The sequence below is a fragment of the Actinomadura sp. 6N118 genome, from assembly GCF_044326415.1.
GTDB lineage: Bacteria > Actinomycetota > Actinomycetes > Streptosporangiales > Streptosporangiaceae > Spirillospora.
In genome coordinates, this window is sequence record NZ_JBIRAZ010000012.1 from 90,380 (window position 1) to 112,013 (window position 21,634).

At 70.6% G+C, this 21,634-nt stretch carries 19 protein-coding genes; 14 read left to right on the forward strand and 5 right to left on the reverse strand.

The features are described from left to right. Nucleotides 1–71 precede the first annotated feature (71 nt). Entirely contained in the window at nt 72–1,496 is a 1,425-nt protein-coding gene (locus ACH34W_RS29325; protein WP_395964337.1) for an amidase, read from the forward strand. Between the two features lie 42 nt (nt 1,497–1,538). Further along, nucleotides 1,539–3,518, forward strand: coding sequence for a 4-alpha-glucanotransferase (gene malQ / locus ACH34W_RS29330; RefSeq protein WP_395964338.1), 1,980 nt, complete (start codon nt 1,539–1,541; stop codon nt 3,516–3,518). Here the strand turns inward: malQ and ACH34W_RS29335 are convergent. After that, nucleotides 3,502–4,491 carry a hypothetical protein gene (locus tag ACH34W_RS29335; protein ID WP_395964339.1) on the reverse strand — a complete coding sequence of 330 codons (990 nt, stop codon included), beginning with the start codon at nt 4,489–4,491 and terminating at the stop codon, nt 3,502–3,504. The two genes, malQ and ACH34W_RS29335, sit on opposite strands and share 17 nt — an antisense overlap. 95 nt (nt 4,492–4,586) lie before the next feature. After that, on the reverse strand, nt 4,587–7,127 hold the full coding sequence (gene pepN / locus ACH34W_RS29340) for an aminopeptidase N (RefSeq protein ID WP_395964340.1): 2,541 nt from the start codon (nt 7,125–7,127) through the stop codon (nt 4,587–4,589). A 190-nt stretch (nt 7,128–7,317) separates the two neighbouring features. On the opposite strand from pepN, the gene ACH34W_RS29345 reads away from it, so the two are divergent. The 8 genes from ACH34W_RS29345 to ACH34W_RS29380 all read left to right on the forward strand — a co-directional run bounded on the left by ACH34W_RS29345 (nt 7,318) and on the right by ACH34W_RS29380 (nt 13,402). Beyond that, nucleotides 7,318–7,938, forward strand: coding sequence for a disulfide bond formation protein DsbA (locus ACH34W_RS29345; protein ID WP_395964341.1), 621 nt, complete (start codon nt 7,318–7,320; stop codon nt 7,936–7,938). Nucleotides 7,939–8,111: 173 nt separating this feature from the next. Next, nucleotides 8,112–8,831, forward strand: a complete 720-nt coding sequence (locus ACH34W_RS29350; RefSeq protein WP_395964342.1) for an energy-coupling factor ABC transporter permease — start codon at nt 8,112–8,114, stop codon at nt 8,829–8,831. Then, nucleotides 8,828–9,124 carry a PDGLE domain-containing protein gene (locus ACH34W_RS29355; protein ID WP_395964343.1) on the forward strand — a complete coding sequence of 99 codons (297 nt, stop codon included), beginning with the start codon at nt 8,828–8,830 and terminating at the stop codon, nt 9,122–9,124. The genes ACH34W_RS29350 and ACH34W_RS29355 overlap by 4 nt, the downstream gene beginning before the upstream one ends. Beyond that, the gene (cbiQ, locus tag ACH34W_RS29360; RefSeq protein WP_395964344.1) at nt 9,124–9,891 is read left to right on the forward strand and encodes a cobalt ECF transporter T component CbiQ; all 768 of its coding nucleotides are present in this window, start codon (nt 9,124–9,126) and stop codon (nt 9,889–9,891) included. Before ACH34W_RS29355 ends, cbiQ begins: the two co-directional genes overlap by 1 nt. Next, on the forward strand, nt 9,888–10,646 hold the full coding sequence (locus ACH34W_RS29365; RefSeq protein WP_395964345.1) for an energy-coupling factor ABC transporter ATP-binding protein: 759 nt from the start codon (nt 9,888–9,890) through the stop codon (nt 10,644–10,646). Before cbiQ ends, ACH34W_RS29365 begins: the two co-directional genes overlap by 4 nt. A 111-nt stretch (nt 10,647–10,757) precedes the next feature. Then, nucleotides 10,758–11,732: an ATP-binding protein gene (locus ACH34W_RS29370; RefSeq protein ID WP_395964346.1), complete on the forward strand. Its 975-nt coding sequence runs from the start codon at nt 10,758–10,760 to the stop codon at nt 11,730–11,732. A gap of 46 nt (nt 11,733–11,778) precedes the next feature. Continuing rightward, the gene (locus ACH34W_RS29375) at nt 11,779–12,882 is read left to right on the forward strand and encodes a hypothetical protein (RefSeq protein ID WP_395964347.1); all 1,104 of its coding nucleotides are present in this window, start codon (nt 11,779–11,781) and stop codon (nt 12,880–12,882) included. Nucleotides 12,883–12,925: 43 nt separating this feature from the next. Next, a complete protein-coding gene (locus ACH34W_RS29380; protein ID WP_395964348.1) occupies nt 12,926–13,402 on the forward strand; it encodes a ribose-5-phosphate isomerase in 477 nt (158 codons plus the stop codon). 9 nt (nt 13,403–13,411) lie between these two features. Here ACH34W_RS29380 and ACH34W_RS29385 read toward each other — a convergent pair whose 3' ends face one another. Continuing rightward, nucleotides 13,412–13,612 (reverse strand): hypothetical protein, encoded by a 201-nt coding sequence (locus tag ACH34W_RS29385; RefSeq protein WP_395964349.1) that lies wholly within the window; start codon nt 13,610–13,612, stop codon nt 13,412–13,414. 168 nt (nt 13,613–13,780) lie between these two features. Here ACH34W_RS29385 and ACH34W_RS29390 point away from each other — a divergent pair, with 168 nt between their 5' ends. From ACH34W_RS29390 to ACH34W_RS29400, 3 genes are all read left to right on the forward strand, one after another. Beyond that, a complete protein-coding gene (locus ACH34W_RS29390) occupies nt 13,781–14,896 on the forward strand; it encodes a PP2C family protein-serine/threonine phosphatase (RefSeq protein ID WP_395964350.1) in 1,116 nt (371 codons plus the stop codon). 52 nt (nt 14,897–14,948) lie between these two features. Further along, nucleotides 14,949–15,638 carry a VOC family protein gene (locus ACH34W_RS29395; protein WP_395964351.1) on the forward strand — a complete coding sequence of 230 codons (690 nt, stop codon included), beginning with the start codon at nt 14,949–14,951 and terminating at the stop codon, nt 15,636–15,638. 346 nt (nt 15,639–15,984) lie between these two features. Then, on the forward strand, nt 15,985–17,352 hold the full coding sequence (locus ACH34W_RS29400) for a sensor histidine kinase (RefSeq protein WP_395964352.1): 1,368 nt from the start codon (nt 15,985–15,987) through the stop codon (nt 17,350–17,352). A 6-nt stretch (nt 17,353–17,358) separates the two neighbouring features. Here ACH34W_RS29400 and ACH34W_RS29405 read toward each other — a convergent pair whose 3' ends face one another. Next, nucleotides 17,359–18,777 carry an amidase gene (locus tag ACH34W_RS29405; RefSeq protein ID WP_395964353.1) on the reverse strand — a complete coding sequence of 473 codons (1,419 nt, stop codon included), beginning with the start codon at nt 18,775–18,777 and terminating at the stop codon, nt 17,359–17,361. Between the two features lie 98 nt (nt 18,778–18,875). On the opposite strand from ACH34W_RS29405, the gene ACH34W_RS29410 reads away from it, so the two are divergent. Next, nucleotides 18,876–20,468: a carboxyl transferase domain-containing protein gene (locus ACH34W_RS29410; protein ID WP_395964354.1), complete on the forward strand. Its 1,593-nt coding sequence runs from the start codon at nt 18,876–18,878 to the stop codon at nt 20,466–20,468. Here ACH34W_RS29410 and ACH34W_RS29415 read toward each other — a convergent pair. Beyond that, entirely contained in the window at nt 20,350–21,582 is a 1,233-nt protein-coding gene (locus tag ACH34W_RS29415; protein WP_395964355.1) for a PucR family transcriptional regulator, read from the reverse strand. The two genes, ACH34W_RS29410 and ACH34W_RS29415, sit on opposite strands and share 119 nt — an antisense overlap. Between the last annotated feature and the right edge of the window lie 52 nt (nt 21,583–21,634).

Below are 21,634 nucleotides of genomic sequence, written 5' to 3' on the forward strand. Positions count from 1 at the left end.
CCCTCTTCCTCGGCGTACCTTCTGGTTGCCATCTTTGATGCTCGCGCTTCCAGCGTCTAGCGTTCGGCGGTGTGACGAATACCCATGACCTCACCGCCCACGCACTCGCTGCGGCCGTCCGCGTACGGGATCTTTCCCCGGTTGAGATCGTCGATCACTACCTGGAACGCATTGAGCGAGTAAATCCCCAGGTCGGGGCCTACATCACGGTCACCGCAGAGCTGGCGCGGGAGCAGGCCGTCCGGGCCGAGAAGCTGGTGATGGACACCGCGGACCCGGCGACGCTGCCGCCCTTCCACGGGGTGCCGATCCCCGTGAAGGACCTGAACATGGTAAACGGCGTCCGGGTTACCCTTGGATCGGAAGTTTTTGCCGATCTGACCGGTTTCGCCGACGATAATGTTGTGGTACTGCTCAGGCAAGCGGGCTCTGTCCTTTTGGGCAAGACCTCCACACCCGAATTCGGTCTGCCCTGTTATACGGAAAATGCGGTAGCACCGCCCGCCCGCACTCCCTGGGATCTGTCCCGGTCGGCGGGCGGCTCCAGCGGCGGCGCGGCCGCGGCGGTCGCCGCCGGGCTGGCGCCGATCGCGCAGGGCAGCGACGGCGGCGGCTCCATCAGGATCCCCAGCAGCGCCTGCGGGCTCTTCGGCATCAAGCCCACCCGCGGCAGGGTCTCGCAGGGCCCGATCGTCCCGGACCTGTTCGGCCTGGCCACGAACGGCCCGATCGCCCGCACGGTCCGCGACGCCGCCATGCTCCTGGACGTCATGGCCGTCCCCATGCCCGGCGACCTCTACCGGGCGCCCGAAGCCGAGGGGACGTTCCTCGGGTACGCCGACCGCCCGCCCGGCCGCCTCAAGATCGCCCGCAGTATCGAGCCGGCCGTCCCCGGTGTCGAGGTCCATCCGGACTGCGTCGCCGCATACGAAGCCGCCACGGCGCTGCTGGTCGAGCTCGGCCACGAGGTCGTCGAGCTCCCTGCGGTGCCCGGACCCGACCTCGTGCCGCACTTCGAACTGCTGTGGGGCGTCATAGCCACGCTCACGCCCGTTCCCCCCGAATCCGAGCATCTCCTGCAGCCGCTCACCCGCTGGCTGCGCGAACGCGGCAACGCCACGTCCGCCCCCGATCTCTTCCGGGCGCACGCCCAGCTCCAGGCCGCCCTCCGCGTCGCGTTCCCGATCATGGACGAGTACGACGCGATCCTGCACCCGACCCTCGCCCAGCCGCCCGCCCCCATCGGGTACTTCCACGATCAGGAGCCCGCTGAGAACTTCGAACGTCAGAAGCACTTCACCCCGTTCTGCGCTCTCTACAACGTCTCCGGCCAGCCCGCCGTCAACGTTCCGTTGCATTGGACCAACGACGGTGTTCCGATCGGGGTGATGCTCGCCGGGCGCCTCGGCGGCGAGGGCACGCTGATCTCCCTCGCCGCACAGCTGGAGGAGGCCCATCCCTGGATCGACCGCAAACCCGCACTGTGGGAGGCCTGAAGTCCTGGGCATCTGTCCGGCTTCTCGGGGAATGGTCGGAGCGTGGTGGACGAGGATCTGAACTCCCTGGCCGAGGCGCACAGCGTCTCCACTCGCTACACCGACTGGCGCGGCGACAAGACCGCGGTCTCCCGCGACACCCTCGTGGCCGTGCTGGCCGCCCTGGGGGTGGACGCGTCGACCCCGGCGGCAGTACGGGATGAGCTGGCGCGCCTGACCGCGCACGAACGAGCCGCTCCCGCTTCGCCGGCCGCCTCCGCTTCGCCGGCCGCCTCCGCTTCGCCGGCCGCTTCCGCTTCGCCGGCCGCCCCCACCTCTCCGGCGGCCTTCGCCCTGCCGGCTACCGGCGCCCCGCCGTCCACGCCCGAACGCCTTGCTCAGGCCCCGCGCGCCTGGGGGTTCACGGCGCAGCTCTACTCCGTGCGTTCCGCCCGCTCCTGGGGGATGGGGGACCTTCGCGACCTGGCCGATCTCGCGTCGTGGAGCGGCGAGCTCGGTGCGGGGTTCGTCCTGGTCAACCCGCTGCACGCGACCGAGCCCGCGCCGCCGATCGGCCCGTCGCCCTACTCGCCGATGAGCCGCCGCTTCGCCAGCCCGCTCTACCTGCGGGTGGAGGACGTTCCGGAATACGGCGCCCTCCCCGCCCCGGAGCGGGAGCGCATCGCGCACCTGGCAGCCGCCCTGGGCGAACGCGGCGAGATCATCGACCGCGACGCCGTCTGGGCGGCCAAGCGGACGGCGCTCGAACTGATCTACGGTCTGCCGCGTTCTGCCTCCCGGCAGCAGGCGTACGAACGGTTCCGCGAACGTGAGGGCTCATCCCTGACCGCCTTCGCGACGTGGTGCGCGCTGGCCGAGGAGCAAGGGGCCGACTGGCGCCGCTGGCCCGCAGAGCTGCGCGACGCGGACAGCCCGGCCGTGACCATGGCCGCCGACCGGCTCGCCGGCCGGGTCGGCTTCCACACGTGGCTGCAGTGGCAGCTCGACGAGCAACTCGGGCGCGCCCAAGAGGCGGCACGCGCCGCCGGAATGCCGATCGGGATCGTGCACGATCTCGCGGTTGGGGTCAGCCAGGGCAGCGCAGACGCGTGGATGTACAAGTCGCTGTTCGCGCCTGGCATCAGCGTCGGCGCGCCACCCGACGAGTTCAACCAGCGAGGCCAGGACTGGGGCCAGCCGCCCTGGCATCCCAGGCGGCTCGCGGAAGCGGGCTACGCCCCGTTCCGCGAGATGCTGGCGGCGGCGCTCCGGCACGGCGGCGGGCTGAGGCTGGACCACGCCATGCAGGTGTCCCGGCTGTGGTGGGTGCCCGAGGGGCGCTCTCCGGCCGAGGGCACGTACGTCTCGTACGACCGGAACGCCCTGCTCGCCTGCCTTGTCGCCGAGGCGGCCCGGACCGGCGCCGTGATCATCGGGGAGGATCTCGGCACGGTCGAGCCGGGCCTGCGTGAGGACATTGCCCGGCGCGGGATCCTCGGCACCTCGCTGCTCTGGTTCGAACGTGACGGGGACGGCCGTCCCCGGCGGCCGGAGCGGTGGCGTGAGCTCTCCCTCGCCACCGTCGGCACGCACGACATGCCGCCGATCACGGGCATCCTGCACGGCGACCACCTCGATCTCCGTGACCGCCTCGGCCTGCTCACCAGGGCGCGGGAGGTCGAGGAGGACGAGCACCGGCGAGGGCTCACGGACTGGCTCGGCCTGCTGCACGCCGAGGGCCTGCTCCGGGTGCCGCCCACCACGATCATGAAGGCGCTCGACCAGGACTCCACCGAGTACGACGAGCAGGTGGTGGCGGCGCTGCACGGGTTCCTGGCCCGTACGCCGGCCCGCCTCCTCGGGATCTCGCTCGCCGACGCCGTGGGGGAACGCCGCACCCAGAACCAGCCCGGCACGACCGACGAGTACCCCAACTGGCGAGTCCCCCTGGCCGGCGCCGGAGGCGACCCCGTCCACATCGACGACCTGGCCGGGCATCCGGCCGTCGAGGCCGCGATCGAACCGCTCAGAGACTGGCGGTGATGCGCGTGGTGACCTCGCGCAGCAGCCCGTCCGGCACGATCTCCGCCCCGGCGATCGCCGAGAAGAGCGCGGGCAGCCCGGGCAGCGGGTAGCCGCCGTCCGCCGCGCCGTCGAGCGCCGCCTTCCCGAGGGGCTGATGGCGCAGCGACGCGCGCGAGCGCGCCCAAGCCGTCTCGACCTCCTCCGGCGACGGCACCCCGAAGCCGTGCCCGACCGGAGCCGCATGCCGCAGCCTGACCAGGGCGCTGTCGGTGAAGTCGGCCGCGAGCTTGCAGCGGGCGGTGAGGCGCGCCCGCACCGGCTCGTCGATCCGGGACATCACCGAGCAGGGGGTACGGCAGCGGGAGGCGCAGTCGCCGAGGGCCTGGGAGACCTGGCTGTGCTGGCGGTCCAGATAGGCGCGCCACCCTGGGCCAGGCTCGTTCGAGACCCGCAGCGTCCGTTCGCACGCGGAACGTTCCGGCCGGGTGTGGTCGCAGAGCCGTGCCGACCCGGGCTCGATCGCGACGCCGAACCGGCTGCCCTCGCCGGTCACCGCAGCGCCGATCAGCGCCGGGTCGCCGGCGTGGCCGAGGACCGGCTCCCAGGCGAGCATGGGCAGGTACTCACTGGCGATGTGGACGGCCGCGACGAGCGCGGCCATCTCCCGGCGGCGCCACCGGATCTCGATGACCTCCAGCAGGAGCGCGTACGCGGGCCGCAGGCTGGCCAGGGCCCCGCGCGGCTGTTCCTTCGGCGTCTGCGGCATCCTGCTGGCACGCGCGCGGTCCAGCAGGTCCTTGGGCACCTCGCCGACGTCCTCGGGCATGCCGAAGTCCTCGGCGTCCAGGTCGAGGACGCGCTGCCCGAACGCGCACAGGGCCGCCAGCGGCGCCACCTGCTCCTTGGGCAACGCCAAGGGCGTGAGGGCCTCGATGTCGCCGAACGCGCAGCGGCCGGCCAGCACCTTCAGAACGTCCCGTGCAGTCTCCACATCCACCCCTTCACCCGGGACCCCCTGTGACCAAGCCCTCGACTTGGCAACGATCGCATGATCACAGGGGTTTCCCTAGCGTCACCAGACGCGTACTAGGTGGCCGACGCGTCCTTGGCCCTGGCCCGCAGGGCGCGGGCGACACCGTCGCGGCCCTCCGAGAGCAGCCGGAGCAATGCGGCCGGCGGTGTGTTCTCGGCGATGTAGGCGTCGGTCCTGTCGATCGTGCCCTGCTCGACCAGCAGGTAGGGGTAGGCGGCTTCGGCGAACGTCTGGGACATGTCGCTGCTCCACTCCTGCCAGATCCGGCCGACCTCGGCGAAGTAGCCGTCCAGGTAAGGCCGCAGCAGCTCCACGTGATCGGGCTCGGTGAACCCGCCCAAGGTTGCCCGGAACACCGCGTTCGGCAGGTCGCCGGAGACGATCTTCTCCCAGGCCGCCGCCTTGGCCTCGGCCGTGTTGATCGCCGCGTTGCAGGCCGCCGCGTGGCGTTCGCCCGCCGCGGTCGCGTCGCGGGCGAGCTCGGCGTCGATCTCCGGAACGCCCGCCCTGCCCTTGACGACCAGACGGCGGAGCAGCGCCCAGCGCAGCTCGGTGTCGACCTTCAGCCCCTTCAGGACCGTGGAGCCGTCGAGTAGCCCGGCGACATAGGTCAGGTGGGCGTCGTTCGTCGCGACCGCCGTAAAGGCCTGCACGTAGGCGAGCTGGAAGTCCGAGCCCGCCTCGGCCTGCTGTGCCAGTTCGAGGAGGGAGTCGGCCATCAGCTCCAGGCCCTGTGGCTGCCACGCCGGGTCGCCGTACTGCACGATGGCCGTGCGGGACTGGCGGAGCAGCGTCTGCGCCACCGAGATGTCGGTGACGCCGCGGATGCCGCTGACGACGAGCTTGACGTAGTCGCGGGTGGCCATCTCGGCGTCCCGGGTCATGTCCCACGCGGCCGACCAGCACAGCGCCCGCGGCAGCCCGTCCTTGATCTCGCCGATGCCCTCGACCAGTGTGCGCAGCGAGTGCTCGTCCAGCCGAATCTTGGCGTAGGTGAGGTCGTCGTCGTTCACCAGCACCAGGTCCGGGCGCTTCTTGCCGACGAGCTCGGCGACGGCGGTCCGGGCACCGATGATGTCCAGCTCGACCCGCTCACGCCGGATGATCCCATCGCCCACACGGTCGTAGAGGCCGATCGCGACGCGGTGCGAGCGAAGCGTCGGGTAGTCGGCCTTGGCCTCCTGCAGGACGTCGAACGAGGTGAAGTTGCCATCTCCGTCGACCTCGTACACCGGGCGGAGCGTGTTGACCCCGGCGGTCTCCAGCCATTCCTTCGACCAGGAGGCCAGATCGCGGCCGGACGTCTCCTCCAGCGCGTCCAGCAGGTCGGCCAGGACCGTGTTGCCCCATGCGTGCCGCTGGAAGTAGCGCCGCACGCCTTCCAGGAAGTTGTCGCGGCCGACGTAGGCGACCAGCTGCTTCAGGACGCTGGCGCCCTTGGCGTAGGTGATCCCGTCGAAGTTGACCTCGACCGCCCGGATGTCCGGGATGTCGGCTGAGATCGGGTGCGTGGACGGCAGCTGGTCCTGCCGGTAGGCCCAGGCCTTCATCAGGTTGGCGAACGTCGTCCAGGAACTGGTCCACTTGGTGGCCTCGGACTGGCAGAGCACGCTCATGTACGTGGCGAACGACTCGTTCAGCCACAGGTCGTCCCACCAGCGCATGGTGACCAGGTCACCGAACCACATGTGCGCCATCTCGTGCAGGATCGTCTCGGCGCGCCGCTCGTACGCCGCGTCCGTCACGCGCGACCGGAAGACGTAGTCCTCCAGGAACGTGACGGCGCCGGCGTTCTCCATCGCGCCCGTGTTGAACTCGGGCACGAAGAGCTGGTCGTACTTGCTGAACGGGTACGGCTGGTCGAAGACCTTCTCGAAGAAGTCGAAGCCCTGCCGGGTGACGTCGATGATCGCGTCGGCGTCCAGATGCTCGGCCAGCGAGGCCCGGCAGAAGACACCCAGCGGGATGACACTGCCGTCCGAGCGCCGGTACTCGTCGGTGACGACGTGGTAGGGCCCGGCGATCAACGCGGTGATGTAGGTCGACATCTTCGGCGTCGGCGGGAAGTGCCACGCCCCCGTGCGCACCCCGTTGACATCGAAGGATTCGTTCGTGATCACCTGCCAGCCGGACGGGGAGGTCACGTTCAGCTCGAACGTGGCCTTGAGGTCGGGCTGGTCGAAGCAGGTGTACATCCGGTGCGCGTCGGCCGTCTCGAACTGCGTGTAGAGATACACGCTCTGATCGACAGGGTCGACGAAGCGGTGCAGGCCCTCGCCGGAGCGGGAGTACGTGGCGTCGGCGACGACGCGCAGCTCGTTGTCGGCGGCCAGCGAGGGCAGCGGGATGCGGCCTTTCTCGGCGTCATAGGTGCCCGGGTCGAGCGCGGTTCCGTTGAGCGTGACCTCACGCACCACGGCGCCGTGCAGATCGACGAAAGTGGACGCGCCCGGCTCGGCGCAGCCGAACCGGATCTGGGTAGTGGAGCCGAAGCGCTCCTCACCCGTGGTCAGGTCCAGCTCCACCGCATACGACTCGACGGTGAGCAGCCGGGCCCTTTCCCGCGCCTCGTCGCGCGTGAGGTTGCCTGCCACATGTACTCCTTGGTCGTCATAAACCTGGTTCCTCCATGTCTACCAACCTGCCGGGGGGCAGGTGGGGCTGGCACGGCCATAGGTTTGGTGGGAACGGGTTTTAGGTTTGGCGGGAAAGGGTTTTCGAGGGGGAATCGACAGCTGTCTTCCAGGGTTGAGCTTGGTAAACGATGATCTGCCCTGAGGAGAGATGGCGTTGACGAACGAACCCCGTGAGCCAGTGGACTTTTGGTTCGACCCGTTGTGCCCCTGGGCGTGGATCACCTCGCGGTGGGTGCTGGAGGTCGAGAAGCTCCGGCAGATTGAGACGCGCTGGCACGTGATGAGCCTGTCCGTCCTCAACGAGGGCAAGGACGTGCCGCAGAAGTACAAGGACCTGTTGGTTACGGGTTGGGGTCCGGTGCGGGTCTGCATCGCCGCCGAGCAGAAGTACGGCCCGGAGGTGCTCGGGCGCCTCTACACCGAGTTGGGCACCCGCCGCCACAACCAGAAGCAGGAGTACAACCGCGAGACCATCGAGGCAGCCTTGACCGCGGCTGGTCTCGACCCGGCGCTGGCCGACGCCGCCGACTCCACCGAGTACGACACGGCCCTGCGCGCCTCCCACAAGGACGGCATCGACCGGGTCGGCGAAGAGGTCGGCACGCCCGTGATCTCGGTGGCCGGGCACGCCTTCTTCGGCCCCGTGGTGACCCCGATCCCGCGCGGTGAAGCCGCCGCGAAGCTGTGGGACGGCGTGCTCGCGGTGGCGCAGACCGACGGCTTCTTCGAGTTGAAGCGCACGCGGACCCGGGACCCGATCTTCGACTGAGTGAAGGCGCCGTGCTTCGACTGAGTGCGGCGTGCTTCGACTGAGCGAAGGCCCTGGATTGATTTGATCTCGGCCTTTTCGCGCCAACCTTGTTGTTGCGACGAACTTGCAACTGCGACGGGTGCGCCCTCAAACTGGTCCTATCTACGTAAACGGGTAGGACGGTGAGGTGCGTGCACGTACCGAACGGATTCTTCGACGCGCCGGTCTCGATCGGCGCCGGTGTCGTGGCCGCGGCGGGCATCGGGCTCTGCCTCAAGGGTGCCCGCCGCGAACTCGACGACCGCACGGCTCCGCTGGCGGGTCTCACAGCGGCGTTCATCTTCGCCGCGCAGATGATCAATTTCCCGGTCGGCGCCGGGACCAGCGGGCATCTGATGGGCGGCGCGCTGGCGGCCATCCTGGTGGGGCCGTATACGGGCGTGCTCTGTATATCCGTGGTCCTGCTGATACAGATGTTCTTCGCTGACGGCGGCCTCACCGCGTACGGCATCAACGTCACCCTCATGGGGATCGTCAGCGTGGCCGTCGGCTACGGGATCTTCCGCCTGCTCATGGCCGTCCTGCCGAAGAACCGGGGCAGCGTCACCATCGCCTCGTTCACCGGCGCCCTGGTGTCGGTGCCCGCGTCCGCGCTCGCCTTCGTCGGCCTCTTCGCCCTCGGAGGCACCGCCGATCTCTCGCTGGGTGCGGTGGCCACCGCCATGCTCGGCGTGCACGTCCTGATCGGCATCGGCGAGGGCGTGATCACAGCCGTGACGGTCGGCTCGATCGCGGCTGTCCGGCCCGACCTCGTGCACGGCGTCGACCTCACGTCCGAGGCGCCGCTCCAGTTGCGGAACGACACCGGCTCGCCCGTGGACACGCCCGCCACCGGAGGTGTCTCGGCATGACCAAACGTTTCTTCTTCGTCTTCCTGCTGGTGGCGGTGATCATCGCCGGGTTCGTCAGCTTCTATGCCAGCGCCTCTCCCGACGGCCTCACCAAGGTCGCCGAGGACAAGGGTTTCGCGTCCCAGGAGAAGGACCACCAGCTCAAGGACTCGCCGTTCGGTGACTACGGCGTGAAGGGCGTCGACAACGAGAGGTTGTCGGGCGGCCTGGCCGGAGTCATCGGCGTGGGGCTGACGCTCGCCGTGGGCGGTGGCCTGTTCTGGGTCGTCCGCCGCCGGTCGTCGGCCGACTAGTGGGCGCCGGGCACGCGCATCCGCTCTATCGCGCGGGCACATCGGGCGTTCACCGGCTGCCGCCGCAGTGCAAACTCGTCGCCGTCGTCGCGTTCGTGTTCGCCGTGGTGGCGACGCCGCAGGAGCAGATGTGGGCGTTCGGCCTGTACGCGCTGTTGCTCGCGTTCGTCGCCGCCTTCGCCCGGGTGCCGCCAGGCTTCGTCCTGCGCCGGATGGCGATCGAGTTGCCGTTCGTCGCGTTCGCTCTGCTTCTGCCGTTCGTGGCGCACGGCCCGCGGGTCGAGGTGCTCGGCGTGGAGCTGAGCCAAAGCGGGCTGTGGTCGGCGTGGAACATCCTCGCCAAGGCCAGCCTCGGTGCCGTGGCCATGATCGTGGTGGGCGCCACCACCGAGCCGCGGGCGCTGCTGCTCGGCCTGGAGCGGCTGCGGATGCCCGCCCTGCTCACCCAGATCGCCACGTTCATGCTCCGCTACCTCGATGTGATCGTGGGAGAGATGCGGCGGATGCGGGTGGCGCGGGCGTCCCGGGGGTTCGAGGCGCGAGGCCTCCGGGACGTCACCGTGCTCGCCCGCTCCGTCGCCGCCCTCTTCCTGCGCTCGTACGAACGCGGCGAACGCGTCTATCTCGCGATGGTGAGCCGTGGCTACGACGGCCGTATGCCCGTCCTCAACGAGGGCACGGCCACGCTCCGCCAGTGGACGGCGGCGGCCGTGCTGCCCGGGGCGGCGGCCTTGATCGCCGCAGCCTCCTGGATACTGGCGCCGTGACGACCGCCGCCTCGCTTGAGATCAAGGGCCTCGCCTACGCCTATCCGGACGGGACGCAGGCCCTGTACGGCGTGGACGTGACGATCCGGCGCGGCGAGCGGGTGGCGCTGCTCGGCCCCAACGGCGCGGGAAAGACCACGCTCGTCCTGCACCTCAACGGCATCCTGCACGGCGGCCTCGGCAGCGTCCACGTCGGCGGGCTCCCGGTGGACCCCAAGGACAAGCGGGGCCTGCGGGAGATCCGGCGCCGGGTGGGCATCGTCTTCCAGGACCCCGACGACCAGCTCTTCATGCCGACGGTCCGCGAGGACGTCGCGTTCGGCCCGGCCAACCTCGGCATAAGCGGTGCCGAGCTGGACCGCCGGGTGGCCGGCGCGCTGAGCAGGGTCGGCATGCAGGACGTCGCCGACCGGCCTCCGCAGCACCTCAGCTTCGGCCAGCGCCGCCGGGTGGCCGTCGCGACCGTGCTGGCCATGGAGCCGGAGATCCTCGTCCTGGACGAGCCGTCCTCCAACCTCGACCCGGCCAGCCGCCGCGAGCTCGCCGAGATCCTGCTGGGCCTGGACGTCACCGTCCTGATGGTCACGCACGACTTGCCGTACGCGGCGGAGCTCTGCCCCCGCTCGCTGATCCTTTCAGGCGGCGTGATCGTCGCGGATGGGCCGACCCTGGGGCTCCTCTCCGACGAGGATCTGCTGGCCGCGCACCGGCTGGAGCTGCCCTTCGGGTTCGATCCCGCGGTCCGCCACCACTGACTGTGTAAAGAAAGCAAAGTGGGGATTCTGCTTGCTTCCATCTCGCCTCTTCGGAAGACTCGTGATTCCTGAAATTGGCAACGGTTTTCATATCCGGAATCGGGGGCTTTCGTGAAGGTTGCGTTCGTGGGCAAGGGTGGCAGCGGCAAGACCACCCTGTCGTCGCTCTTCGTGCGGCATCTGGCCGCCCAGGGGCTGCCGGTGGTCGCGGTCGACGCCGACATCAACCAGCATCTCGGGGTGGCGCTCGGCCTCGACGAGGAGCGCGCGGCCAAGATCCCGGCCATGGGTGAGCGGCTCACCGAGATCAAGGAGTACCTGCGCGGCGACAACCCGCGTATCGCGTCCGCCACCAGCATGGTGAAGACGACCCCGGCCGGAAGGGGCTCGCGGCTGCTGAGCCTGGGCGGCGACGATCCGATCCACGCCCTCGGCCAGGACATCGGAGTGGGCGGTGGCGGCGACGACGCCGCCTACGGCGTCACGTTGATGGCGACCGGCCCGTTCAACGACGACGACCTCGGGGTGGCCTGCTACCACTCCAAGACCGGCGCTGTGGAGCTCTACCTCAACCACCTCGCCGACGGGCCCGGGGAGTACGTGGTTGTGGACATGACGGCGGGCGCCGACACGTTCGCCTCCGGGCTCTTCACGCGGTTCGACCTGATGTTCCTGGTGGCCGAGCCGACCCGGAAGGGCGTCGGCGTCTACAAGCAGTACACCGAATACGCGCGCGACTACGACGTCGCCATCGCCGTCGTCGGCAACAAGGTGCAGAGTGACGAAGACGTCGCGTACCTGCGCGAGCATGTCGGCGACGATCTGCTGACCTGGCTCGGCCAGTCCAGCGCCGTCCGCGCCCTCGAACAGGGACGCGAGGGCGTCGGCCTGGAGGCGGACAACGAGCTGGCGCTCGGCCGGATGCGCGAGGCGGTGGACGCCCGCACGAAGGACTGGGGCAAGTTCCAGCGGCAGGCCGTCGATTTCCACGTCAAGAACGCGCGCAGCTGGGCCAACCGGGCCGTGGGCGAGGATCTGGAGACACAGGTCGACCCGGAGTTCCGCTTTCCTGGCCTGCTGGTGTGAGAGTGGGGTCTAGCGACGCTGCGTGATCCCGATTAACCTGCGCGCCATGACGACGCGGCGGGTGCTGGGAACCCTCATCGGCGCGGTGGGCCCGATGGCCCTGATCGCTCTTCTCCTCGGGAACCAGTGGGTCTACGACAAGATCTTCAGGTCCGACCTGGCACGCGACAACGACACGCTCGGCCCGCTGCTGAACTGGCTGCTCTATCCGCACTGGCGGCTGACGACCCAGGGCCGGTTCCGGGACTTCTCGTGGGTCGCGGTCCAGGACCTGAGCATCCTGCTGATGTTCGTGGTGCTGGCGGCCCTGGTCTTCGGGGCCGCCCGGACGCTCAACCCCGACCGCGGCGCCGTGCACGTGGTGGTGCTGGGCTGGTGGGCGACGGTGGTCGCCGGTGGCTTTTCCGGGTTCGTGAACGGCGTGCTCCAGAAGATGGTGCTCGACTACCCGACCGACTTCGGCAACTCCTCCGTCTACTGGCTGATGATGGTGCAGGGCGGGACGTTCGGCCTGCTGTACGGCTGGTTGGCGGGTGCCGGCGCGCTGGTGGGCTACCAGGTGACCCGCCCCAAGGCAGGTGCGGGCGCGATGCAGCCGGGTCAGTTCGGCCAGCCCGCTCCAGGTGCTCCCGGCGCGCCGGGAGCACCGCAACCGATCCCGGCAGGTCATCCCGCCGCGATGCCATACGTGCCGCCCGCTCAGTCGCCATACGCGCCAGGTCAGCAGGGCATGCCCGGCCAGCCCGGGGTGCCCGGTCAGCCTGGGATGCCAGGTCAGCCAGGCGTGCCTGGTCAGCCCTACGCGCCCGGCCAGCCCTACGGGCAGGGCCAGCCGTACGCGTCCGGCCAGCCGCAGCAGCCGTGGGCCGGCGGTCCAGGACAGGCCGCCGCCCCCGCCGGGCATGCTGGATACGCCCAGCAGCCCGGCTACCAGCCGCAGCAGCCCGCCGCTGAGCCGCCCATGCCTCCCACGCCTTCCACACCGCCTGCGGAGCCGGAGAAGGCCGCCGAGGACACTCCGGAGCCCGAGCCCGCCGACGACACGCCGGAACGCGCTGAGGCGGCGGAGGACGAGCCCAAGGCGCCCGGGCAAGCGCCTCCCTTGAGCACCGAGACCAGGACGGACGACGGGCTGCAACCGCCGCGGTGACCCGGGCGCCGGGCCGCCCGGACCGCCTGGGAGAATCGGCTCCATGCGCGTGTTTCTTGGATGCGACCATGCCGGTTTCGAGCTGAAGGAGCACCTGGTCTCCTGGCTGAAGGCGAACGGCCACGAGGCAGTCGACTGCGGGGCGTTCCTCTACGACGCCGTCGACGACTACCCGCCGTTCGTGCTGCGGGCCGCGGTGAAGGTCGCCGCCGAGCCGGGCAGCCTCGGCATCGTGATCGGCGGCTCGGGCAACGGCGAGCAGATCGCCGCCAACAAGGTCAAGGGCGTCCGCGCCGCGCTGGTCTGGAACGAGGAGACCGCGAAGCTCGCCCGCGAGCACAACGACGCCAACGTCATCAGCCTCGGCGCACGCCAGCACGACTACGACACCGCGACCCGGTTCGTCCAGATCTTCCTCGGCACGCCCTACTCCGAGGAGCCGCGGCACACCCGCCGCATCACGATGCTCAGCGAGTACGAGGACACCGGCAAGCTTCCGCCGCTACCAAGCGAAAGCTGACGCGAGAGGTCAGGTGCGCGGAGGAGGTGCGCCGCGCTTGCCCAGCCGGCGGCGTTCCCCCTTCGGAGGCTTGGCGGGTTTGGCGCCTTCGGCGTTCTTCGGCGCGCCGGCGGCGTTCGGGGGCGGTTCCTCGCCCTCGGCGCGCGGCCTGGACACATCCCGTGCCCGCATCGCCGCGTCGACAGTGATCCGCATGCCAGGTTGACCCATGTGGCGCACCTCCCGGTCACTCAGAACACCATTGGACACTACGGAGCGGGGTCCGGCGCAAGAGCGAGTCGCGAATCACTGACTTCACGTCGCTGAATCGTTGCAAAGAGTCATGGGTGGCGCGGATGCCCTTCGATCGGCACGGATGCTCGATACAGTTCCGGAGTCATGCTGCAACGTCTGGTCCACCTGCTTCCGCCGCGAGTGCGTGCCTTCCTGCGCAGGATTCCCATACTCGTGCGCATCTACAGGTGGCTCAGGCAAGGAAAACTGACCCGGGAACGCTACGTGTTCGTGGCGCTCGCGGTGCTCACGATGGTCGTGGGGCTCGCCGCCACGGAGTCGAGCGCGTGGGCGCCGTCCGGTGCGCTCGTGCTGACCGTGCTCGGCGGCGGTCTGCTTCTCAAGGTGCGCACCCTGCTGGCGTTGCTCGGCGTGGTCCTGGTCATGGTGGTCTACAACGCATGGGACGACCGTTCGGCCGTCGGGCCGGGGATGATCGCGACGCTGGTCATCACCACGGTGCTCGCCGTCACGCTCGCCCGCACCCGGCAGCAGCTCGGGGTGCAGGGGCTGCGCGGCGACTCCATGTTGCTTGAGCTGCGCGACCGGCTACGGCGGCAGGGCGAGATGCCCGAGCTGCCTGAGGGCTGGGACGCGCAGGTGGTGATGTTGCAGGCCGGTGGGTCGTCGTTCGGCGGCGACTTCGTGGTCTCCACGTGCGATGGCGACACCCTCGAAGTGGCGCTGGTGGACGTCTCGGGCAAGGGCACCGACGCCGGTACCCGCGCGCTGATGTTGTCCGGCGCTTTCGGCGGATTGCTTGGATCGATCCAGAGAGACCGTTTCCTTCCGGCGTGCAATGCCTATTTGCAGCGGCAGCGCTGGGATGAGGGCTTCGTCACGGCGGTGCACCTGGTGATCGATCTGACCACCGGCGAGTACAGCGTCGAATCCGCCGGGCACCCTCCCGCCGTCCAATTCGATGCGGGCAGCGGCACATGGCAGGTCAGTTCCGCCAAGGGCGTGGTGCTCGGGGTCGTTCCCGACCTGCGCTCCGAGCCCGAGCGGGGCCTGCTCCGCCCCGGTGACGCGCTCCTGCTCTACACCGACGGCCTGGTCGAGACTCCGGGCCGCGACCTGGACGCGGGCATCGACCGGCTGCTGGGCGAGGCCGAACGGCTGGTCCCCGAGGGGTTCCGCGTGGGCGCCAGGGAGCTCGTCGAACGCATGCATGCCGCCCGCGACGATGACTGCGCCCTCGTCCTCATCTGGCGTACCTGAGCGATCAACTGGCCTACCTGAGCGTTCATCTGGCGTACCTGAGTGGAGAACGATGACGGATCTCGTCCTTGACCACCTTGTCTACGCGACCCCGGATCTGAAGGCGGCGGTGTCGGACATCGCGGCCCGCACGGGCGTGACGCCGGTCGAAGGCGGCCCCCATCCGGGTCTCGGCACCCGCAACCACCTGCTCGGACTCGGCGGCAACGCGTATCTGGAAGTCATCGGGCCGGATCCGGACCAGCCCGAACCCAGGGGCCCCGCACGCCGCCGCGAAGCAAGGCGTGATGGGGAAACCGCGGGGGTCTGGGGGGCGCCCCCCAGAAAAGCAGGGCCTCGGCCGTTCGGGATCGACGATCTCACCGCTCCTGCTCTGGTGGCGTGGGCGGCGGGCACGACCGAGCTGGACGCGAGCATCGAACGGGCGCGGGCGGCGGGACACGACCCCGGATCGGCCGCCGGCATGTCCCGGCTGCGGCCCGACGGCGAGTTGCTGAGCTGGCGGCTCACCCCGCCGCGGACGGGCGTGCTGCCGTTTCTGATCGACTGGGGTGAGACGGATCATCCGGCGGGTGCGCTGCCGGTGGTGCCGTTGCTCTCGTTCGAGGCGGTCCATCCCGATCCGGACTCCGTGCGCGGCGCGCTGGACGCACTCGGGGCCCGGCTGACCGTCCGGCAGGGGCCGGGAATCGCCCTGATCGCCCGCCTGGACGGGCCTGTGGGCACCGTCACACTCGACTGACCTGCGCCGGAGCCGCCGCCGTGCGACAGGAAACGTGATCTTTACTTTGATGTTTCACCCTGTGCATAGACGGCGTGCAGAGTACTAAGCAGATCGGCAACCGGGCCGGTCCCGCCGGACCCTCCTCGGCGGGCGGGGCCGGGAACGGTTGGCGGCACCGAAGGCGATGTCCGCGCGGACGGCACCCCAGGGGTGGGAGGCGCCGCACGCGCGGACATCGGCTCAGGTTTCGCCCGGCACCGTTCGGTAAGAACCAGTTGGGCTGATCGTTTTACAGGTTCAATCCGCGCAGGCCCCCCGCGTGGACGCTGTATGGCGTGCTGTCGGGGAGGGGGTCGCCGCGGGAATGCCCGTCCAGAGGCTGCGCTGGCGTCCGTCGCAATGGTCACTGCAGACCAGGGTGACGGCGGTGTCGATCGCCGTCGCGGGCAGCCTGCTGGTCCTCGGCGTCACGGCGTTCTACTTCGCAGTGCGCCAGGCGCTCTACGACGGGCTGCACGAGCGCGGTGCCGTGGCCATCAAGTTGCTTGAGGACGACCTCCATCGGACCGATCCGCCGGCCGTGCTGACCCCGGACGTGCCGGGATTCTCCCTGATCCAGGTGGTGGACGACCGGGGTGTGGTCGTCGCGTCGAGCCCGATCCTCGCCGGCCACCCCGCGATGACCGCGCACCGCCCGGCCGAGGCGAACAAGCGCCTGTCGCGGACCATCACCGTGCCGGGCGTGTCGAGCCAGGTCTATGTCGTGAGCGAGCGCGTGCGGGCCCCGGGTGGCTGGCGGACGATCCACGTCGGCACCCCGATGGCCGATCTGGACCATGCACGGGGATTCTTCACGGGCGCGCTCGGCGTCGCGGTCGTGCTGATCTCCGTAGTGGTCGGCGTGGCCGTCCGGCGCTCGGTCCGGCGGGCGACGCGGCCCGTATGCGTGATGAGCGCGGAGCTGGCGGCGATCACCGGGGGCGAACAGCCCCGTCGGGTGACGGTGCCCGACAGCCGCGACGAGGTGTCCGAGCTGGCCGAATCGATCAACCGGACACTGCGCCGGCTGGAGGGTGTGGTCGAGCGGCAGCAGGGATTCGTCGCGGACGTCTCGCACGAGCTGCGCAGCCCGCTCACCGGCCTGCGCGCCCAGCTGGAGGTGGCGCTGGAACATCCCGAGGACGAGGACTGGCCGGCGGTCGCCCGGGCCGCGCTCGCCGACGCCGACCGGCTCCAGAACATCGTCACCGACCTGCTGATCATGGCCAAGCTGGAGGCCGGGCTGCAACTGGTTCGCCGGCCGGTCGATCTGGGCGATCTCGCGCACACCGAGGCGGCGCGGCGCCGCCGGCGCGTGCCGATCGAGGTGGACGCGGACGAGGGCATCATCGTCGAGGGCACCCAGATGCACCTGGTCCGGCTGCTCACCAACCTGCTCGACAACGCCGAACGGCATGCCGCCACGCTGGTGCGGGTGACGGTGCGCGCCGAGGAGGACATGGCGGTGCTGGAGGTGGCCGACGACGGTTCGGGCATCCCCGACCGGGATCGTGAGCGGGTGTTCCGGCGGTTCCAGCGCCTGGACGAGAGCCGGAAGCGCGACCGCGGCGGCACCGGGCTGGGCCTGCCGATCTCCCGGGAGATCGCCACCGCGCACGACGGCACGCTGGAGGCGGCCGACAGCAACGGGGGTGCCCGGCTGATTCTGCGGTTGCCGCTGAAAGGCCGCTAGGTGTCGCTAGGTGTGCTGCTCAGAGAGGGCCGGGTGGCGGGCCGCGTGGTGGGTGGCCTCTTCGAAGGCATGGCCGATCTGCAGAACGGCGAAGTCCGCCCGATGCGGGCCGACGATCTGCAGGCCGACCGGCAACCCGCCTGGGGTGAAGCCGCCCGGCACCGCCAGCGCCGGGCACCCCGTCGCCGAGATGAGATACGAGGAGGCCATCCACTCCAGGTAGTCGCGCATCTGATGGCCCGCGACCTCGGCCGGGTACTCCAGCCCGGTGTCGAACGGGACGACCTGGCTGACCGGCAGCAGCAACGCGTCGTACCGTTCGAAGAACTCCCGCACCCGGTGGAACAGCCGGGTGTGCAAAACCTCCGCCCGGCCGATGTCGGGCCCGGTCAGCGCGCGGCCGACCTCGATGTTGTCCACGAGCGACCGCTTAAGCCCGGCTTGCGGCAGCGTGCCGAGGGCGAGCTCGAACTGCCACGCCCGCAGTGTGCGGAAGACCTCGTCCGCGCCCGCCAGGTCCGGGCAGTCCTCCTCGACGACACAGCCCAGGTCGGCGAAGACCTTCACGGCGGCCCCGAGGGTCTCGACGACCTCCCGGTCCGCCGGCGCGAGCCCGCCGAGGTCGGGTGACCAGGCCACACGCAGACCGGTCATGTCACGTTCCAGGGGCCGGGTGAACACCTCGCCGGGGGTCTCCAGCGCGATCGGGCTGCGCGGGTCGGGCCCGGCCAGGACCGACAACAACAGGGCGACATCGCCGACGCTGCGGGCCATCGGCCCCTGCACACCCATCGTGGCCCAGCTCGCCAGGGCGGGCCACGACGGAACGCGCCCGGGCGACGGGCGCAGCCCGACCACGTTGCAGAACGAGGCGGGGTTGCGGAGCGAGCCGCCCAAGTCACTGCCGTCCGCGACGGCGTGCATGCCGCAGGCCAGGGCGGCTGCCGCGCCCCCGCTGCTCCCGCCCGCGGACCTGCCCGGGTCGTACGGGTTGAGCGTCGCCCCGAAGATCGGGTTGAACGTGTGCGACCCGGCGGCGAACTCGGGCACGTTGGTCTTGCCGAGCGTGATGACCCCGGCGGCGCGCATCCGTTCGATCACCAGCTCGTCGCGCACCGGCACGTTTTCGGCCAGCAGCGGCGAGCCCCAGGTGGTCCGGATCCCCGCCGTCTCGTGGGTGTCCTTGTGCGCTACCGGCAGCCCGTGCAACCGGCCCGCGTAGCTTGCGGACATCAGGGCCTCGTCGGCGGCCCGCGCCTGCTCCAGAGCCTGCTCCGCGAGCAGCGTGACGATCGCGTTCACTTGCGGGTTGGTGCGTTCGATCTGGGCCAGATGCGCCTCGGTCACCTCGCGTGCTGACAGTTCCCGGGCGCGGATCCGGCGGACGAGGTCACGGGCGGAGGCGAAGTGGAGCTCAGCGGTCACGGGCGTCCCTCTCGATCGAGACGGCTTTGAGCAGGTGTCATGGTCATTGTCTCCGACCGGGGTGCCAAGGTGTGCGCGCCCGCTGACAGGATGTGGGCATGACCGGAGGGGCGGACCGGGTGGGTGCGCGTGACCTGCTGCGCCGCGTACTGGACGAGGACGGCTGGACGTCTTGGGACACCGACCTCGCCGACGTCGCCGCGCCGGGGTCCGCGTACGCCGCCGCCCTCGCCGCCGCCCGCGAACGCAGTGGATGCGACGAGGCCGTCCTCACCGGCGAGGGCCTGTTGCGGGGTCGCCGCGTGGCCTGCGTGGTGTCGGAGTTCCGCTTCCTCGCCGGGTCGATCGGGCTCGCGACCGCCGATCGGATCGTCGCCGCCATCGAACGCGCCACCGCCGCCGGCCTGCCGCTTCTCGCCGCGCCCTCCTCCGGCGGGACGCGGATGCAGGAGGGCACGATCGCGTTCGTGCAGATGGCCCGCATCACTGCCGCCGTGACGCGGCACCGCGCCGCCGGACTGCCCTATCTCGTCTATTTGCGACACCCCACGACCGGCGGCGTCTTCGCATCCTGGGGGTCCCTCGGCCATGTCACCGCGGCCGAGCCCGGCGCGTTGATCGGGTTCCTCGGCCCCCGCGTCTATGAAGGGCTGCATGGGGAGCCGTTCCCGGCCGGTGTCCAGACCGCTGAGAACCTCGCGGCAAAAGGCCTGGTCGACGCCGTCGTCGGGGTGGACGAGCTGGCGGACATCGCGGCCGACGCCCTGGACGTCCTCTGCACCCGTCCGCTCGCCGATCCCGAGCTGATCGCCGAGGCGCCCGCCCAACCGGTGGAGACCTCGGCCTGGGACTCCATCGAACGTTCCCGCAAGCCAGGCCGGCCGGGTGTCCGGGAGCTCCTCCGGTACGGGGCCACCAGGGTCACGCCCCTCTCCGGCACGGGCCAGGGCGAAGCGGATCCGGGTCTGCTCCTCGCTCTGGCCAGGTTCGGCTCGGTGCCCTGCGTCCTGGTCGGCCAGGATCGCCACAGCCAGCGCACGGGCCACCCGCTTGGCCCCGCCGGGCTTCGCGTCGCACGCCGCGGCATGAGCCTCGCGGCCGAGCTGGGCCTCCCGCTCGTCACCGTGGTCGACACCCCCGGCGCGGTGCTCTCCGCGGAGGCCGAGGAGGGCGGGCTGGCAGGCGAGATCGCGCGCTGCCTGGCCGACATGATCACGCTTCCTGCCCGCAGCCTGTGCCTTCTCCTGGGGGAGGGAACGGGCGGCGCCGCGCTCGCCCTCCTCCCCGCCGACCGGGTGCTGGCCGCCCGCCACGCCTGGCTGTCGCCGCTGCCGCCCGAAGGAGCCTCGATCATCGTGCACCGGACGCCCGGCCGTGCCCCGGAAATGGCAGAGGCTCAGGGCGTCCGTTCGGCCGACCTGCTCCGTGAGGGCATCGTCGACGAGCTGGTCGGCGAACATCCGGACGCAGCCGACGAACCCGAGCGGTTCTGCCGCCGTGCCGCCGCCGCCCTCGAACGCGCGCTCCTCGGCGTTCCGGGCGCCGATCCGGCCGCCCGCCAAGCCCGCTACATCACCCTTGGCGCGGGAGGACCAGGCGGGCCGCGTCCAGGGCCAGGGCCAGCTCCACGACGTCCCTCGGGCGGTGCAGCGAGCGCGAGGTCAGCTGCTCCAGGCGGCGGAGGCGGTTGAAGACCGTGTTGCGGTGGCAGTAGAGGCGGCCCGCCGTGTGGATGGCCGAGCCCTCGGAGTCCAGCCAGGTGGCGAGGGTCTCCAGCAGGATCTCCCGGTCGGTCGGGTCGAGGTCGGCCAGTGGGCCGAGGACCTGGGAGCCCAGCAGGTCGCCGAGCTCGGGCTGGGCGACGACGAGGGCCGCCGGGAGGTTGCCGTCGAGCCGGACGATCCGATGATCGCCCGGACGGCAGGTGCCGAGGGCGACCTCCGCCAGCCAGCGGCCCCGGCCGAGTCCGGCCAGGCCGTCGATGACCGCGCTGACCCCTGCCTCGCCGCGTACCAGGGGCTGGAGGGCGGTGACGACGTCCTCGACGTCGTGTTCTCCAAGGGACACCACCCCCACCTCGGCGTCGGTGCGCATCCGCCAGACGAAGCGCAGCCCGCCGATCTCCTCGGGGCGTTCGAAGCCGCTGTCGCGCGTGGACACCCGCAGGACGACGACGGCGTAGCGGCCGTGTTCGGGGAGGTCGAGCGCCGCTGAGGCGGCCTTGGCCAGGCCGGGATCGGCGCCACGGCCGTCGAGAAGGGCATCCAGGAGTGCCTGGACGCGTTCGCTGCTGCGCCTGAGGAGTTCGGACTCCGTGCGGCGGTACGACTCGGCGACGACGGTGGACTGCAGCTCGATCGTGTGCCAGACGGTGCTCGCGTAGCGGAGCAGCACCTGAAGGGAGTCGGGGTCCTCTTCGGAGACGACCTGGATCAGGGCCTCCCAGATGATGCGGCCGCCCATCCGGTAGCTGCGCAGGAGGGATTCCAGCGGGAGCCCTTGCTCGCAGCGGCGCCGTCCGGTGCGTTCGGCCACTGAGAGGTCCTCGCGCTCACCGGCGGCCTTCCGCCGCATCTGCTCGATGCCGGCTTCCAGACTGTCGCGGACCGACTCCCAGAACTCGTCCTTGGGCACGAACTCCCCGTAGGCCGGGTCCTCCGCCAGGACCTCCGCGACCAGGCGGTCGGTGAGGTCGGGCACGCGCAGCAGGAGGGCGCCGGTGGCCGAGGCCGCGAGGGCGTTGGCGGCCTTGAGACCCGGGTCCTGGACGCGCGGTGCGAGGGCATCGGTGCTGGTAGGCGGCATGACGTCCTCCCATGAGTGATCCGCATCACTGTGGCATGAGTTGCCGTGAAAT

Coding starts and splice junctions, on each gene's coding strand:
- ACH34W_RS29345 (WP_395964341.1), top strand. CDS start 7,318: ATGGCGTTGACGAACGAACCCCGTGAGCCAGTGGACTTTTGGTTCGAC.
- ACH34W_RS29355 (WP_395964343.1), top strand. CDS start 8,828: ATGACCAAACGTTTCTTCTTCGTCTTCCTGCTGGTGGCGGTGATCATC.
- ACH34W_RS29375 (WP_395964347.1), top strand. CDS start 11,779: ATGACGACGCGGCGGGTGCTGGGAACCCTCATCGGCGCGGTGGGCCCG.
- ACH34W_RS29380 (WP_395964348.1), top strand. CDS start 12,926: ATGCGCGTGTTTCTTGGATGCGACCATGCCGGTTTCGAGCTGAAGGAG.
- ACH34W_RS29385 (WP_395964349.1), bottom strand. CDS start 13,612: ATGGGTCAACCTGGCATGCGGATCACTGTCGACGCGGCGATGCGGGCA.
- ACH34W_RS29390 (WP_395964350.1), top strand. CDS start 13,781: ATGCTGCAACGTCTGGTCCACCTGCTTCCGCCGCGAGTGCGTGCCTTC.
- ACH34W_RS29395 (WP_395964351.1), top strand. CDS start 14,949: ATGACGGATCTCGTCCTTGACCACCTTGTCTACGCGACCCCGGATCTG.
- ACH34W_RS29400 (WP_395964352.1), top strand. CDS start 15,985: ATGCCCGTCCAGAGGCTGCGCTGGCGTCCGTCGCAATGGTCACTGCAG.
- ACH34W_RS29410 (WP_395964354.1), top strand. CDS start 18,876: ATGACCGGAGGGGCGGACCGGGTGGGTGCGCGTGACCTGCTGCGCCGC.
- ACH34W_RS29415 (WP_395964355.1), bottom strand. CDS start 21,582: ATGCCGCCTACCAGCACCGATGCCCTCGCACCGCGCGTCCAGGACCCG.